General features: G+C 68.1%; 14 protein-coding genes and 1 pseudogene. 4 read left to right on the plus strand and 11 right to left on the minus strand.

Going from position 1 to position 15,860, the window contains the following annotated elements; all coding sequences use genetic code 11:
* Positions 1 to 1,132: 1,132 nt before the first annotated feature.
* Both AC5P1B_RS21715 and AC5P1B_RS21720 read left to right on the plus strand, forming a co-directional pair.
* Positions 1,133 to 1,507 (plus strand): hypothetical protein, encoded by a 375-nt coding sequence (locus AC5P1B_RS21715; RefSeq protein ID WP_493888986.1) that lies wholly within the window; start codon positions 1,133 to 1,135, stop codon positions 1,505 to 1,507.
* Positions 1,504 to 1,926, plus strand: a complete 423-nt coding sequence (locus tag AC5P1B_RS21720) for a PIN domain-containing protein (RefSeq protein ID WP_493888987.1) — start codon at positions 1,504 to 1,506, stop codon at positions 1,924 to 1,926. Before AC5P1B_RS21715 ends, AC5P1B_RS21720 begins: the two co-directional genes overlap by 4 nt.
* A gap of 478 nt (positions 1,927 to 2,404) precedes the next feature.
* On the opposite strand, the gene AC5P1B_RS21725 is transcribed toward AC5P1B_RS21720, so the two are convergent.
* From AC5P1B_RS21725 to AC5P1B_RS21755, 7 genes are all read right to left on the minus strand, one after another.
* Positions 2,405 to 2,614 (minus strand): helix-turn-helix transcriptional regulator, encoded by a 210-nt coding sequence (locus AC5P1B_RS21725; RefSeq protein ID WP_493888988.1) that lies wholly within the window; start codon positions 2,612 to 2,614, stop codon positions 2,405 to 2,407.
* A gap of 55 nt (positions 2,615 to 2,669) precedes the next feature.
* A complete protein-coding gene (locus AC5P1B_RS21730; protein WP_493889010.1) occupies positions 2,670 to 3,455 on the minus strand; it encodes a hypothetical protein in 786 nt (261 codons plus the stop codon).
* Between the two features lie 2 nt (positions 3,456 to 3,457).
* Positions 3,458 to 4,759: a hypothetical protein gene (locus tag AC5P1B_RS21735; protein WP_493888989.1), complete on the minus strand. Its 1,302-nt coding sequence runs from the start codon at positions 4,757 to 4,759 to the stop codon at positions 3,458 to 3,460.
* On the minus strand, positions 4,756 to 6,507 hold the full coding sequence (locus AC5P1B_RS21740) for a hypothetical protein (protein WP_493888990.1): 1,752 nt from the start codon (positions 6,505 to 6,507) through the stop codon (positions 4,756 to 4,758). The genes AC5P1B_RS21735 and AC5P1B_RS21740 overlap by 4 nt, the downstream gene beginning before the upstream one ends.
* Positions 6,508 to 6,731: 224 nt before the next feature.
* Positions 6,732 to 7,541: a toll/interleukin-1 receptor domain-containing protein gene (locus tag AC5P1B_RS21745; RefSeq protein ID WP_493888991.1), complete on the minus strand. Its 810-nt coding sequence runs from the start codon at positions 7,539 to 7,541 to the stop codon at positions 6,732 to 6,734.
* Positions 7,542 to 7,734: 193 nt separating this feature from the next.
* Positions 7,735 to 8,703 carry an NsdA family TPR-like regulatory protein gene (locus AC5P1B_RS21750; RefSeq protein ID WP_493888992.1) on the minus strand — a complete coding sequence of 323 codons (969 nt, stop codon included), beginning with the start codon at positions 8,701 to 8,703 and terminating at the stop codon, positions 7,735 to 7,737.
* A gap of 110 nt (positions 8,704 to 8,813) precedes the next feature.
* Positions 8,814 to 8,957, minus strand: coding sequence for a helix-turn-helix domain-containing protein (locus AC5P1B_RS21755; protein ID WP_493888993.1), 144 nt, complete (start codon positions 8,955 to 8,957; stop codon positions 8,814 to 8,816).
* A 255-nt stretch (positions 8,958 to 9,212) separates the two neighbouring features.
* Between AC5P1B_RS21755 and AC5P1B_RS21760 the strand changes: the two genes are divergently transcribed.
* Complete coding sequence (locus tag AC5P1B_RS21760) at positions 9,213 to 9,359, plus strand: hypothetical protein (RefSeq protein ID WP_493888994.1); 147 nt, start codon at positions 9,213 to 9,215, stop codon at positions 9,357 to 9,359.
* Between the two features lie 450 nt (positions 9,360 to 9,809).
* The gene (locus AC5P1B_RS21765; protein ID WP_493888995.1) at positions 9,810 to 11,417 is read left to right on the plus strand and encodes a P-loop NTPase family protein; all 1,608 of its coding nucleotides are present in this window, start codon (positions 9,810 to 9,812) and stop codon (positions 11,415 to 11,417) included.
* Positions 11,418 to 11,832: 415 nt separating this feature from the next.
* On the opposite strand, the gene AC5P1B_RS21770 is transcribed toward AC5P1B_RS21765, so the two are convergent.
* The 4 genes and pseudogenes from AC5P1B_RS21770 to AC5P1B_RS21785 form a co-directional block, all read right to left on the minus strand.
* Positions 11,833 to 13,848 (minus strand): M6 family metalloprotease domain-containing protein, encoded by a 2,016-nt coding sequence (locus AC5P1B_RS21770; RefSeq protein WP_493888996.1) that lies wholly within the window; start codon positions 13,846 to 13,848, stop codon positions 11,833 to 11,835.
* A 433-nt stretch (positions 13,849 to 14,281) separates the two neighbouring features.
* Entirely contained in the window at positions 14,282 to 15,157 is an 876-nt protein-coding gene (gene arsM / locus AC5P1B_RS21775) for an arsenite methyltransferase (RefSeq protein WP_493888997.1), read from the minus strand.
* Positions 15,158 to 15,295: 138 nt separating this feature from the next.
* A complete protein-coding gene (locus AC5P1B_RS21780) occupies positions 15,296 to 15,646 on the minus strand; it encodes a hypothetical protein (protein ID WP_493888998.1) in 351 nt (116 codons plus the stop codon).
* A gap of 38 nt (positions 15,647 to 15,684) precedes the next feature.
* A pseudogene (locus tag AC5P1B_RS21785) lies at positions 15,685 to 15,860 on the minus strand (aa3-type cytochrome oxidase subunit I); the annotation flags it as partial.

Genomic DNA, 15,860 nt, shown 5'->3' on the forward strand with positions numbered 1-15,860 from the left:
AGGCAGCCGAGTCTTGACGCCGGACGTGGACGACCTGGGGAGGATGGTCCCGGACACCCGTCACTGAACACCCGGACGAACAGTTGGAAAGCGTGTTGGGCAACCCCTCCCAGGAGGCGGGACCGTTGAGACGGTCCCGCCTCCTGGCGTTGCCGCACACGAAGAAGCAAGCGACCGGCTCAGTCCCACCGTTTCGCCAATCCGGCCCCTTTCAGGGGGTCGTCGGTCCGCACGGCAGGATCCTCGATTCCCATAACTGCCATCACATCCACGACAGCAGCCACGTAATTTCCGCGTACTTTCATGACGGGGCAGGGAAATCGCTCCGCCCTCACCAGCGCAGGCGTCTTCGAGTTCGGAGTACTCTGGATTGGCAATAGACGAGTCATTTCGGTCAAGCCGCTTATGCGCATCTTGGGCATCCAGGACTCCATCGTGCATCCCGATGATGTGGAGGACGGAGCCTCTCATGTCGGCAGAGCATAGAAAATCGACGAATGCTTTCGTTGCCCAAGGTGGACCATTCCTCTGCTGCTACTTCGCCAGGCTCGACGGACGAGCCAGGGCAGTGCCTGACAAGGGTGATCGCGGCTCGGATCTTCGGCATGGCAGATCTTCTGCCGCCGACTCGTCGCGTCGGGCACGACCCGGCACGCCCCGGGGCGGGGCAGGGCAGGGCAGGGCAGGGCAGCAAGGTGATATCCCGGGATCTGTTCTTGTGCGCCTCCCTGCAGCGGCTGTCTGCAAGCCCGCCACGGGCTGCTCACCGCGCTCCTGGATTCGGCGGCCGACCGGGAGACCAGCGGCACGGCGTCGGTCTGGCGGTTCAGCGCCGGCATCATCCGCCGGACGACATCACAGCCGACCTGGCAGCCTGCTCCGCCACGGCGGCATTGCCGCAGCCGCTGACCTATCTCATCGCCGACACCGCACGAGGCCACGGACGGGTGCGCATCGCCCCCGCGGCCTGTGTCACAGCGACGAACCCGCACTCCTGGCCGAACTGGCCGCCCACCGCAGCCTGTCCGAGCTCGCCCCGACGGTCCTGGTCAGCGGTAGTCCACCCGCAGCGGCGCTCGCCGCACTGCGCGCCGCGGGTTGCGCCCCGGTCGCCGAAACCGCCGGGGGAACGGTGCGCATCGAAGAGCGCCTGCCACAGAGGGCCGCCGCTGCCGTCCCTCCTCCGCGAAGGAACGTAGGGCGGCGCGGTCCCCGAACCGCCGCTATCCGCACCGCGAACACGTCCGGCGGCGCCGGCATCGACGCGCTGGCCGACCGGCTGCTCAAGGCCCCGCCGACCGCGCCGGAACCCGACCCGATCGGCACCGGGGTGCCTTTCGCGACGAACACCGAGGAGATCGTCGCCGGGGAGGCGAAACATCTGTCGTACAGCGACATCTGCCAGGTTGCCCACGCCATCGACACCGGTGCGGCCATCACGGTCGAGTACATCGCCACCTCGGGTGATCTGGAGCTGTTCGAGAACGAGGCGAACTACCGCCGGTGAACGCGGCCCAGTTCCCGATCGACACCAGCACGCTCGCACAGTTCATGCGCGAGGACGCAGAGCAGTACGGCCGGGAACAGGCCGCCGCGGCCGGACTCATCGCGACCTGCCCCATCACCGAGCTTGAGTTCTTCCACAGCGCCCGGTCGGCCGCCAACCGGGCGCGCGGCATCGAGGACATGCGGCTGATCTTCGGCTGGGTTCCCGTCGACGACCGCGCCTACGGCCGTGGCTGGCATGTACAGGAAGCCCTCACCAGACAGAGGAGACACCGAAGTACGGGAGCGGTCGACCTCGTCGTCACCGCGACAGCTGAGCTGCAGGGGCTCACCCTGCTCCATCGCGATCACGACTTCGAGTGCATCGCCGCAGTGACTGCGCAAGCCCTGCAGTGGTATGGCCCGGAGTACGGCAAATAGGTCAGCGGTAGTTGCAGTTCCGGTTGCATTCACTGGCGTACATCACCGTTCAGATGCCCCGACCGAGTGAGCTGCACTGCAGGTCAGAACGTTTCTGGATGCCTCAGAACCTCCAGACGAAGACTTCGGAAGCGTGTTGGGGGCAACCCCTCACGAGTTCGAATCTCGTATCCTCCGCCAGTGCCTCACCGGGCACGACTCGAAGGGCCCCACCGCTTGCGGTGGGGCCCTTCGACGTTGCGGAGTGACGCGTCGCCAGCACGGGGAGCCATGCTTAGGGCGCTGCCCCGCCGCAGCCCGACCGGGACGGATTGATCATCAGGGCCGGTGATTCTTCTGCTCTCCCTCGGCCGGGCGCGCGCTCAGCGCAGCGCGCATCGGGCAGGTACCTAATGCCGGGGGCGGAAAGGCGGGCGGCCTCACCAACAGCCACCCGCACGCCGCTCCGGCCCCTCCCCTTAGTTCCCGTTGTTCCGCCTCAGGTGTCGACCTCCCCGCCGGCGAACCGTGCCCCCGCTTCGATGTCGTCGTGGCGCACCCGCACTTCCTGGATGCCGAGTTCACGCATCAGATCCGAAAGCCGCACCACGTACCGTCGCCCGGCCCTCCGCACCGGGCAGGGAAAGTCACCGTTTCTGACCTGCCGATACGCGGTGGTCGGGCTCAGGTTCAACGCCTCTGCAGCCATGCGCAGCCCAACCTCTGCGGGAAGTCCGAATACCGCTGAGAAAGCCACGGACTCGTCACGATGGCGCTTCATCGGCAGACCCCCGAATCTCGAACAGACAAGGCTGTCCGCTCGACTCGCCCGGCGTCTGGTGGACACCGGCACGCGGTTGACGTTGTCGGAACCGGCTGTGTCGGCGCACCTGACGCACGTGCGCCAGGAGGCCCATGCGGTACGCCAGCGAACCCAGCCGTTCACCCTGTGCCCGCTGAGCGAGTGCACCGGACATCGCGTCGACGCGTACGACCTCGCCAAGCGTGGCGGTCAACGGCTGCAGCACCCTCTCCTCCGCCAAGTCCCGTTCCCAGACTTCCTCGACGGGCGTCTCCTTCGGCCTGCGCCGACCGGTCTGCCACCCGACGGCGAACGCCGCATCAACCAGGTGCTGCTCGATCTGCGTTGCATCCACTTTCTCGATGGCCCGTGCGGCTTCCAATGCCCCCTGCAACAGGGTGGAGCAGACATCAGCCCGCTCGGCGCCCGTACGGCGCGCGATCGCGTACGCTGCTCCCCGCAAACGGGGCGTGAGCAGCCATACAGTGATCAGTGTCCAGTCCCGTTCACTTCCATCCGCTGCCTCCTCGCGCAGGTGGCGGGCGACGTGCCGCCAAGCGGCGGCTCGTTCGGGGCACCCCGGTTCGCCGCGGACGGCGCGAGCCATCAGGCCATCCAGCGTGATCCCGTCTACGCCACAGAGCGGTGTGGAGCGCCGGGCAGTACGCCCGCACGGCAGCGCTGTGTCGGCGTACCGATCCTCGACGGATCGGCAGATGCGGGCGAAGACATCGTGTGCCGGGGACATGCTCACCGCTCGCCCCCTTCACGGTCCGGGCATGGGTCGTCCTGCCCCGGTCCTTCGGGGCCCGCGTCCGCTTCGGATACCAGGCCCTCCGCCGTGACCTGCCAGCCTTCGGTTCGGGGTGGCTGGGCCCCGTCGGTCCGGTAGCCGTCCGGCCCGCCCTCATACGAAGGCGGCGTGTAGGCACTACCGGCAGCCGACGGCGGATCCGGCGTGCAGTCCTCGAAGGGGCCAGCAGCGGTCGGTACTTTCTCTCGCCCCTCCCCGCGCACTTTCCTGCGGATGTTCTCCGCAGCCTCCGGCCGGCCGGCCGCATCCGACATCTGCGCGAGGCGGTGCAGGAACGCCACGCCTTCGACAGACCCCTCGTCAATCCCCATACTCTCCATCCATCCGGACAGTTGATCGCTCATCGAGGGCTGCTGTCCCGCCGTCGGCCGACTGGAGTCACCGCCCGGCGCAGTCTCCTCACCGATCGCCTCCGGGTGGTCGAATCCGGCCGTCGGGTCGCCCTCGGTCTGGAACAGGTCGCGGTACGCCTCCGGAATCTCCTCGTCGTTGGCAGCGGCAGACAGGACCGTCAGAGGGGCGATCATGTCCACCGCGCGTTCGATCTGATCGTCGTGGCGGGCCATCCACCACACCACCGCGCTGCCGGGACTCTGCAGAACGTCATCGCCGAGGTACTCGCGGACATTGCGCTCGTGCTGCCGACGGCTCTCCCAGGTACCCACGGCTTTGCGCAGTCCATCCAGTTCGTCGAGATACTCCTGGTCCTTCTGCCGCAGGACGAGCCGGATGTCCGTGGCGAAGGCGACCACCAGTCCCTCATCGTCGGGAGCAGGCACCCCCAGTACGCCCTCCATGGAATGCTCCAGGAACGTGCACCGGTTGGGGTGTTCCGTAGAGGTCATCTGCTGTACGCGTCCCAGGACGGACGTCGATGCCAGGGCAGCGGGGTTGCCGTGCGACCAAGACGCACCCTCATCGGCGCGCCGCCACCAAACGGCTGCCGAGAACAGGAACGGGCAGTCCGCGACGACGCTCTCGACCGGCACCACCACCACCGAGGTCTCCTGGTAGGGGCTCTCGGCGGGGCGCTCCGGCGCTGCATCGCCCGGCTCGGAAGCCTGGGCGGAACGCCCTCTCGCGGGGCGCGGTATCCGCATGTCGATCAGGAGGGCGCCGGCGCAGAGCGCCGGAAGCAGAAACCACATCCAGATCGGCCAGTCGAGCGCAGCTCCCATCGTCAGCACAGCGATCAGAAGGCCGGCAGCCAGGAGGCGGGTGACGTGATGGCTATTCATCTTCCTTCCCTGGTACCTCGTGCACACGGGCCGAAGGAGACGCCCCCGACTCCTTGTGCAAGGTCGATTTTCCGGCAAAACGCCTCTGCGGTCCGCATCCTGTCTTGGCGTCGCGCCTGCCCGACGGCTTCGGTGGCCTGCGAGTCGGCCCAGTCACTTGTGGTCACGTAGAGCTGATTCAGCAGATCCCGGTCGCCCGAGGCCGCCAGCAGCAGAGCGCCGAGAATCCGGTCGCTCGCTTCCCGCCGCGCCAGCAGGGTGAGCCAGCGCTCTACGACCGGGCACCAGGCAGCGGCTGACCTTCCTCCCATGACCGCCCGCCATGCCAGCGTGAACTCCGGCCAGGGAGGCTCGATCGCCAGATCTACCGGGTCCAGCAGAGCCAGGAGGACGTCAAGGCTCCCGCTCTCCGACCTCGCCCCTGGCAACAGTGGCAGTACCGAACGCGCGTACAATCGGCAGCTCTTGCGGGTCAGTTGCAGCAGAGCCGAACGCGCCTCTTGCGTCAGTGCCTCGGGAATCTCCCGGCGCAGTGCGAGGTGGCGGAGCCTGACCATGGCCTGTTCCGGGTGGGTGACGGCGATGACGTGCCGACAGACGCCGATCAGTACGCGTGCGAGATCGGGCTTAAGGTGCGCTGCCGTCGCCCATTGGTAGACGCGGGAACGGAAGCGGGAGCCGTACTGTTCATGGCTGAGGCCCAGTTCCAGCGTCGTCGCGGCCGCAGCGCTCAGCCTGCCTCCTGCCGAGGGCTGGGTCCACTTCTCGACAAGTACGCATAGGTCGTCGGGCCGGCCGGATGAGAGCGCCTGTTCGGCGAATCGGCCGACGAGACGCCCACGGTCCTCCGGGCCCAGTTCCGGGAGTGCCGTGCACTGCTCCACCCAGTCCCGGAAGCCCGAGCGAAGGTCGGGAAAGTTTTCCCAGAAGTGCCGTCGGACCGCACCGTCGTAGGCGAGCCCTCCGAAGCGAATCCGCCCGTCGGCTTTCCTTACGATAGACAGCTTCTCAAACTGCTCCCCCAGACCCTCCTGCGCCAGCCTTGGCGTCTCGTCCCTCGGGTGCCGCACGAGTTCCAGCAGCTGGCTCGCGGCGCCCATGACTGTGTCCGCCGCCGTGCCGCTCATCATGGCGGCCGCCAGCAGCAGCGCCCGCTCCGGGCCGCCCCGATGCTCCCGCAACTGCTGTGCCACCTGCTGCGACCAGTTCGTCGCAGCGGCCACGGCCTCGTCTCGCCAGTGGGTGAAGTCCGTGCCGTACCGGGCGCTGTCTCGGGCTTGCGCCACCAGTTCCGCCAGGCGGTCGAGCTCCCGCATCGGAGCCGCGGCGAACATATGGGTCAGCTCGTCCGTGCCCAGTTGCTCGTACTCGAACCGCACGCCCTGTACGCGCAGATGCCTGCTCAAAACGGCCCGTCCGCGAGGCCGTCCGATGACCACCGCCAGCGGTGCGAGCTCCGCATCCAGCATCCATTCCAAGCCGACCGGGAAGACGGCGACCATACGGGCGCCGTGCTTCTCGACGAGCGACCGGTACATCATGAGGGTGCGCTGCGCAGCCGAGTAGTCATTCTCGCCGACGCGGGAGAGGTCCAGCAGGTAGTGGTCGACGGGCGACGGTTCGGGGACGCCCTCCTCCGGGTTCGACTGCAGTTCCTCGATCCGGCCGCCGGGTGCCGATGCCTCCTCCAGCAACATCGTCGCCGCCGCGCGCCGGCCCGACCCGGGTGCGCCCTGCAGGATCACCACGGCACCGGGCTGCGTCAGCCGATCGACTGCCCGGCCGTAACCGCGTGGGCGTACGAAGCACCTGGCGAGCCGAAGCCGGTGCTCCCGGACAATCTCCAGCCGGTCGACACCGGACCTGACCAGCGGTTCTTCGTTCCCGATCGACCAGTGGTAGTTGTACTGGTTTCCTCCCCCGCTGTGCAGGGGACCCTGCGGGTTGTTGACCGACGTGCCGCCCGGGCCGGTCAACGCTGCCCGTCCAGGGGATGTCCGTTCCGGTCCCCCTGCTGGACGTCTCCGTGGTTGTCGGCCACGTAGTTCACAGCACCGCCGTCGCTGGAGATCCGCGAGCCCAGGTACTGCTCACGCGCCTGGTACAGGTGCCCACTCCCGGTGTGGACGGGGCCCTGGGCCTCACTGACGAAGGTCCCGGAGAAGTCACCGTTGAGGTTTCCGATGCCGCCGCGCTGACGGTGCTTGATCACCCTCGCCCGCACCTGGGCGTCCCCGGACCCTTCCGGGTCCCCGCCCCGGTCGTCGTCCGACGTGGCCGAGGGCGACCGATAGCCGTTGCTCCGGGCGGCGGCGGCGAGATCGGGCAACAGCCTCACGAGATCGTCGGCCAGCCCCGTCAGATCGGCATCGGCGTTGCGGTGGTTGAGCCGACGGTACTGGCAGTCGGCGAGATCCCCGATCTCCGCAGGAAGATCCTCGTTTCCCAGCCGCTTCGCCCCATCGACCAGAAGAGGGATGATGACGGCTCCGGTCTCCAGTGCTTCCTGGATCTCCCGTCGCGTCCAGTCGCTCTCGTCCTCCAGACGGCTCCGGCCCTCGGAGCCTCCTGCCGTCAGCCAGCGGGGGCCGATCACGGCCAGCAGCACACTGCTGCGCCGGACGGCGGTGAGCAGTTCCTGGGGAAACCGGCTTCCCGGCCGGATGGATTTGCTCGCCCGGAAGACGTTCTCATTGCCGAATACCCTGGAAAGCTCCCTGTCCACGAGCGTGGCGGTGGCTTGCTCGTCGTCGGTCCGGTAGTTCACAAAGATCAGAGGCATGCGGGTTTCCGTTCTGCGTGATGGGCGCCCAGGGTGAAGAAGGTTCGACAGCCAACCGCCGGGATACGGAATGCCGGTCGGCCTTACCGCGGCGGAGTGCATGAGAAATAGCCGCCGAGCGAGGAGGATTCCTGGCCTGGTGGACAGGGAGGCACTGCGACATGCAGCCGATAGGCGTGGCGAGAATTAGGCGTTAGTTAACGGAGTTCAATACATTGGCGAGTGCGGGCCGCAGGCCGCGCACCACCGCATTTCCACGAAACCGTGACCATTCACGGTCCAGTCGAAGCACGTCCGTGCGCACGGTGGCGGAGGGGGTGACGGACATGAAGGCGAGCAGCTCGCGAGCCGTCTCACAGGAACTCTCGACCTCACCTGCCGCGGCCAGCGACAGGGCCCATCGCAGCCCGTACCGCATACGGGTGTTCAGGGCGTGCGGTGCAATGCGGCGGCACTCGCGTTCCAAAACGTCCGCCGCCTCCCGGGGACGGCCCAGGTCATACAGGCACCAGCCGGTCACCATCGAGACGGGGCCGAGGAGTTGCATCGTGCCCACCGCCGGATTGCCGGAGGGGTCTTCCGCCACCGCGAGCAGATCGCGGGCCCGGTCCAGAGCTCGTCCGCAGGCCCGTTCGTCGCCGAGGAGCGCATGTCCCTGAGCCTCGCGCTGGGCCGCGAGGCCCCTGACTCGGGGAGGCGCACCGCTGCGCTGAGCCTGCTGGGCGAGCACGACGGTCCGGGACGCGTCTCCGTTGTAGTACGTGACGAGCGCGCGACGGACCAGCGCATAATCCGCAAGGTGCTCGTCACCGCCGGCCCGCGCCAGTTCGACCGCCTCAGCCGTGGCATTCAGTGCCATGGGCTCGTCGCCGCTTTCCTGGGCCATCCACCCGATGTACTCGGCGAATCGGGACGCTGCGACCAGCAGGCCGTCCCGGGAAGGGCCTGTGCTCCGGGTAGCCAGCGCGATCACGTTCGATACCTGCGAGCGCAGAACAGGCAACATCGCGGCGGGAGCCAGGTTCTGCCCCAACAGCTTCATCTGGTGCAGCTGGTCCTGGTACAGCGCCCCCAGCGGCAGTTCCCTGTCGCTGACGTAAGCGTTCTTTCCCCCGTCGACCAGACCGGCGGCGAGCAGGGAACCTACCCCCGTGACGACCACCTGGCGGCGCGCCGGCTTCGACTTGCTCCCAGAGGACTTCACCTCAGCGGAGTACGCCCTGCGCAGTCGTCCGCCAGCACGGAAGTGGGCGTCACAACGCTGAGCCAGGTTCATGGTGGGCGGGTTGGTCCCCCGCTCGATTTCGAGAGGTGCCCTCTGCTGTAGCTCGTGACGTCAGCCAGTTGCTGAAGCGTCATGCCCGCGTCCTCCCGCAACCGACGCAACTCCGCTCCGAAACGTAACGGGACGTCCATACCCCACCCTTCTCCACTTGTCTGGTTGGCCGAATTTCCCTTCGCCCGACCGGTGAAGAAGAGTCTGGCATGACCTGACGTTCATTCCGTCGGGTAAGAAGAAGTTTCATGTTTCCTCCTTCTGCGCGGGTACACGGTGCTAGGGAACGCGAGGCATCCCACACACCGGTTGTGCATGCCCCCAGTACCCGCGAATTGCCCCCGTCGGATGAGCCGACTGGATATCGTGGCCAGGAGCCGACAAAAGGGGGACAGGTGCTGCCGGAAGACTTGCGCGCCATCGCGGCCGAGGCGGGAATCGCCGTCGTGGAGACGGCCGGGGCGAAACTCTGGACATCTTTCGGGCAGCAGGTAGCCTCCTGGCTCGCCAGGGCGGCGGGCAGACAGAACTCGCTCGCCTGACAGAGACCGCGGCCGCTCTGCAGCGGGCCCCCGGTACATACTTCCCGAACATCGCCGCCAGGCACGCGTTGGTCTGGCAGACCCACTTCACCGACGCACTGGAGCGGCTGAGTGCCGACGCCCGCGTTGCGGCAGCGGAGCGTCTGCGGCGTCTCGTCCGCGATCACTCCGCTGGCAGCACCGGACCGTCCCCGGCTCCCGGTGTCATCACCGGCGAGAACGTACGGGTCCAGGCCGACCACGGCTCTTTCGCGGCAGGCGTGGTGAACGGAGACGTACACATGGCCTCCCCTTCCGTCCCGGATCCGGCACAGGGCTGAGCGGACCGGGTGATTCAGGCCCTCTCCCCACGCACCACCCCGATCAGAGCGCCTCCCCGCTGTCGATGGAGCCGCGACAGCGGCGCCACTGAACGTGCGGGCGTCCGGTCACGCGTTTGCCGTCGGGGTCTTGCACCAGTACCTGCTGTCCGGACCGCAGCAGACAGAGCACAACGCCTCCTACCACCCGGCCGGGTGCGATCACCGCGACCCGGGTGCCGCCGTTACCGATCGGCGGTCCGTTCAGCAGGCCAAACGGCGCTTTCTGCGGCGCGCGGAACGCGTGCAACCGCCGTTCGCACTGGCCGTGCGGCCCCATGCGCAGGAGCTGTTCGATCGTCTGGTCGCGGAAGACGGGCCGTCCACCATCGTGTGCGAGGGCCCTGCGGGCACGGGCAAGTCCACTGTGGCGAGCGACGTCATCGACATGGCGACGGCCCGTGGATGGCCGGTCCTGCCCTTCCGGATGGACGCGGTGGAGGGCGACGACCGCACTGCCGAGGCCGTCGGCCGACGGCTCCATCTTCCTGCCTGCCCCGCCGCGCTGATTTCCCGGATGGCCGACGGCGCTCCGGCACCGCTGGTGGTGGACCAGATCGACGCGGCGAGCACCTACAGCGGCCGTATACCCGACGTCTTCGAGGCTGTGGACGAGAAGCTGGAGGCACTCGCCGACGCACCGAACGTCAAGGTCGTACTGATTGCGCGGACCATCGATGTCGAAAAGGACCCGCGGCTGACGAGCCTGGTCGGCCAGGAGGGCGTGGTCGAACGGTTCTCGCTGGGCCTGCTGGAGGACCACGCCGTGCGCACGGTGCTCGAAGCGGGTGGTACTCCTCCGCAGACGCTGAGCACCGAGACCTTGCCCCTCCTGCGAACCCCCTTGCACCTCGCGGTCTTCTGCCGCTTGTCGACGAGAGCACGGACGACCGCGTACGGAAGCCTGCAGGAGCTCTATGCCCAGTACACCGACGAGACCCGGCGTGAGGCCGAAAGAACCCTCTCCCACGAGGCATGGCCGACCATCACCCACCGGCTCGTCGAGGAGATGAGCCACCGCGAGACCGTCACGGTCCCGTACGCGGTCCTTGACCGGTTCGCCAGGACTGACCTGGCCGTACTCGTCTCGGCGGGAATCCTGCTCCACGCGGACAATCGCATCGGCTTCTTCCATGAGACGTATTTCGACTACCTCTTCGCCCGTTCCTTCGTCCTGATGGGCAAGGACCTCCACGACTTCCTCGCGGCGAGCGGGCAGGCTCTCTTCCGCCGGGCCCAGACCCGGCAGGTTCTGGAGCATCTGCGTGATACGGACCGAGAGGCGTTCAGGCACACGGCAATTCGCCTCCTCAGCTCGGACGTGGTCCGGCCTCATCTGCGGTTCGTGGTCCTTGCGGTACTCGAGCAGCTCGATGCCACGAGCGAGGAATGGCGCGCGTTGGAGCCCTACGCGTGGGGAGAGGACTCGGGGGTCAGGTGGTTTTGTGCCAGCTTGATGGTGGCCTTGGCTTCTGCGGCGGCCCATGCCTGGCGGGCGCGTTTGTTGACGATGCGTCTGTTGTCGCTGCGGAGGAAGGCCGCTCCCGCTGCGAAGCCCGCGGAGGTCAGGGCTATCAGCGCCGCGGGGATGCGGGCGTCGGCTGAGGCGAGGCCCGCGGCGCCGGAGACGCCGGCGAACAGGGCCGCGGGGAAGCCCAGAAGGATGTCGGCCTTGACCCAGAAGTCGGCTCTCCGGTGAGCCAGGTTCTTCTGGGCCGTCGCTTCGTCGCGTACGGCCTCGATCTCGGCGCGTAGGCGGTCCGAACGATCGTCCGGGGGGAATGGCACGGGCGCGGCGGAAGCGGTAGCCATGTCCAGATTTCAACACGGCGGTGCCGTACGGTACTTGACTGGCTGCGACAGACTTGCGGGGGCTCGTTGGTGGGCTCTCGCCATGTGGCGGGGCGCGCGAACAGCGCCGGTCGGTACTGGCCGGCTGCTGTGCGCTGGGGGATTTGACGGGCTCGGGTTTGGGCCGTAGGTGCCGCGTCCGGACGGACGAGGGCCCCGGCGGCCGCTTTCGCGGTGCTCGGGGCCCTCGCCGTCTGTCTCAGCTCAACCTTGGGCCGAGGTGTTGTGTGGGGTCAGTTTCGGTGCTTCGCGCTGTCCTGTCCTCAGCTGCCCGACTTCCGCAGTGAGCACGTGGCCTCGGCCTGCTTGTCCGGGTCGCTCTCCGAACGGGCGGTGAGGGTGACGTTGCCCTTTCGGTCGGCGCCCGGCTTCGCCGACACGGCGACATCGACGTCGACCGAGGCACCGGAACGGGCGGTGGTGAGGCGGTTGGGGAGCCAGGTGGACCAGCCGTGGCCGGAGACCTTGGCCGAGAGGCGGTAGACGTCGGAGGACAGTTGGGGGTCGACGGATTCCGGGTGGCCGTCGGCGTTCTGCGGTGTGGCGCGCCCGGTGTTGGTGAGGTCGAAGGTGCACACGGCGCGGCCGTTGCCCGGCTTGCCCTCCGCCGCGCCGCGGCCGAGACGCACTCCGCGCTCCTGGGGCCCCGCGCCGTCCAGGGACTTGACGCCGACGGAGTAGGAGAGCACACCGGAGGCGTCGCGCTCGACGTCGAGGACGTAGAAGTGCAGCCGGTTGGCCTTGTCCACGTACTCGTACGAGCTGCCCGAGTCGGCCCCGGCGTGGAAGAGCGCGTCGCTGAGCTGGCGGTAGTCGCCCATGGTGATCTTCTGTGGCGTGCCGTCGGGGCGCTTGAAGTCCACCAGGTCGATGTCTTCGGGGTGGGCGTCGATCACCCAGGCGAACGGGGCACGGTCGGCGTTCTTGGTCTTGCTGAACAGGACCCCGCTGTCCGGCGTGAACGAGTCCATGCCCATGCGGTCGACGACCTCGACGGTGTAGTTGTTGTAGCCGCCGCCGTCGCACAGCGGGTCGGTCTCGCGGTCGCAGGGCGGGGACAGGTCGCGTCCCATGGTGATGTTGACCCCGGTGAGGCCCTTCGCGCCCGGTGGCGCGGAACGGGCGGTGACGCGGGCGACGACGAGTCCGGAGTCCTTGAGCGCGTCACGGTCGAGGCGGAGGACGTTCTTCTCATCGACGATGCCCAGTTTGATCTTGTCTCGCAGGACGTGCTGGGCGCCCATCGAGCCACCATCGGTCGCCGGTATGCGCCATCGGGTGTGCGGTCCTCCGGGGCCGTTGAACGAACCCCTGGAGAGCATGCCCCAGATGCCCGTGTAGGAGCGGCTCAAAGGAGTGCCGTAGGGGTTGTTGTAGTTGTCCCCGATGCCCAGGATGTGGCTGAGTTCGTGGGCGAAGGTGGCCATGCCGGAACTCTCGGCCTGGGTGGATGAGCCGTCCGCCGCGTTGGGCCAGATGCGGGCGGCCGCCTGCCAGGACGTCCACGGCACATAGCGGGTCTTGGCCGCGTTGCTGCCGCTGGATATGGGAGACGGCGGCCCCCAGTCGGGCGTCACGTCCTCAGGGGTGCCGAACTTCATCTGGCCGAACTCCTGCCAGGCGGAGGACTCGTCCACTCCGGCGGTGAGGTAGAAGACGAAGTCGAACTCCGCGGGCTTGTCGGCGCCCACGTCGGCGATCCAGGCGCGCTTGCCGTCGGCGCGGATGTCCTTGCCGCAGCTGTCCCCTGTCGGGCAGGCGCCGGGGTTCATTCCGGGTTCGATGCCGTACTGGTGGGACTTCCACGGCATGCGGTACACCCCGAAGGCCGTCAGGTCGACGCCGACGCGACCGCCGGAGTCCTCCATCCAGTACTCGTTGATGGTGTGCCCGCGGTTGAGGGCGGTGGGTTTGTTCAGGAAGTCCCGGTAAAACGCGGGGAGTCGCTCGCGGGGGACGTTGGCGGCGCTGGGTTGCGGATTGCCGAACCGGGCGGTACCCGGCGCCTTGCTGACGGAGAACTCCTCATCGGGGTAGTCCAAGAGCACCAGAGCGCCCTTGAACGTACGCTTCGTGGGCTTGACGTCGGGGTTGGCCCAGTCGGTGCCGGGAACCGAGCGGTACTCGGCCCAGGTCATGTCATCGGGGTTGCGCCAGTTCTGCGGGTCGATCGGCTGGGCGAGGGGTGGTCGCGCCCTGGGAGTGGAATCGGGTATCGCCCCTGCGGTTCCGGCGGCGATGGCGGCCAGGACACCGAGAATCAGGGCGACAACGCTCAATCGGCGTATTCGACGGAAGCGTCTGCGGCGGAGGAACAAGACTCACCTCGTGTCTGAAGTCATCGGACGAGGACATGGCAAGCCGTTCGATGGGGGTGCCCACCGCGGTCAACGTAAGGCGAGGGAGAGCGTGACGCCAGAGTGCCTACGCCATGTTCGTGAGGTGGCGCGAGTCCGGGCTGCGGCGTTCGGGCCGTCGCGAGGTTCGTTGCGGCGTCCGTTGCGAGGTCCGTTAAGGCGCCCGTTACTGCGTCCGTCACGGCGTCCGTCACGGCGTCCGTCACGGCGTCCGCTGCGATGTGCGTGACTACGCCCTTGCGTCGCCCGTTACGAGATGCGTTACGGCGTCCCTCGCGGACCTCTCCTCCGTGGGCCGGGGCTGGCCTCGGGCTGATCTCGGGCTGACCTCGGGCTGACCTGGGGCCGGCCTCGGTCAGCAGGAGGAGTTGCCGTCGCAGCAGGCAGTCGGTGCCGCGTCCGCGGCCGGAGCGTCAGCCGGAGTTCGACGGGCGGTCGTGGAGGGCTTGGCGGCCCGGACGATGGCGGAGTGCATGCCGTCGGCGACGGGGTGGGTCGGGCTGATCTCGATGTCGGTGAATCCGGCGGCCTCCAGGCCGCCGCGGTATTCGGCGAAGGAGAGGGCACCGGCGATGCAGCCCACGTAGTCGCCGCGCTCGGCGCGCTGGTCGGGGGTGAGGTCGTCGTCGGCGACGACATCGGAGATGCCGATCCTGCCGCCGGGCGCCAGGACGCGGAAGATCTCGGTGAAGACGGCGGCCTTGTCGGTGGACAGGTTGATGACGCAGTTGGAGATCACGACGTCGATGGTGTCCGCCGGGAGGGGGATCGCCTCGATGGTGCCCTTGAGGAAATCGACGTTGGCGGCACCGGCCTTCTTGGCGTTGGCCAGGGCGAGGGCGAGCATTTCCTCGGTCATGTCGAGGCCGTACGCCTTGCCCGCGGGGCCGACGCGGCGGGCGGACAGCAGGACGTCGATGCCGCCGCCGGAGCCGAGATCGAGGACGTGCTCTCCCTCGTGGAGGTCGGCGACGGCGGTCGGGTTTCCGCAGCCCAGCGAGGCGGCCACGGCCTCGGCGGGCAGTGTCTCGCGCTCATCGGCGGCGTACAGCGCGGAGCCGAAGCTGTCGTCGATCTCGGCGGGCTGCGGGCCGCAACACGCACTGCCGCCCTCGGTGGCCTGGACGGCGGCTTCCGCGTAGCGCTGGCGGACGGTCTCTCGCAGGTCACTGGCTCGCAGGTCAGCGGCTCGCACGTCAGTAGCTCGCGGGTCAGTGGACTGTTCACGCATGGCGTTCACTCCTTGGCCATCTCGGCCCGGCGGGCCGCATCGACGTTCTCCGAATCGATGCCCTTGGTGACGACGATGCGCTTCATATCGACACCTGTCAATATAGCTAGACGTCAAAGTAATGCGCCAGGTGGTGCCTCACCGTACGGACGCGGTCAGGAGCGCCGTCGCCAGCGTGAGTGCCATGCCGAGCAGGTACGCGGCGACGAGACGGCGCCGCAGGACGCTGTACGTCTTCTCGTACTCGGCCCGCATCGCCCTCCCCCGCTGGGCGATGTGCCGCCACGAGCGGCGGGTGAGGGCGAGGTGCTCCTCCGCGTAGCGCCGTTCCAGTTCCTCTCGCTGGGTCTCCGTAAGCCAGCCGAACTCGCTGGTGAAGCGCCTGGCCAGGGTCCGCCCCTCGGTGCGGGCCGCCTCGATGAGCAGGTGGCCTTCGACCTCGTTGATCAGTGCTGCCGCATCCGGGTGATGACCGTTCACCGTGATCACCGCAGGACCTTGGGCGCGGAGGGCGGTCCGATCGCGTCGGCGTTGGCATCCGGGTGGTGCAGGTCGAACGCGGGGGATTCGGAGCGGATGCGCGGCAGGGAGGTGAAGTTGTGCCGCGGCGGCGGGCAGGAGGTCGTCCACTCCAGGGAGCGGCCGTAGCCCCACGGGTCGTCGACCTCGACCTTCTTGCCGTACTTGGCCGTCTTCCAGACGT

The organism is Streptomyces sp. A01, from assembly GCF_059026195.1.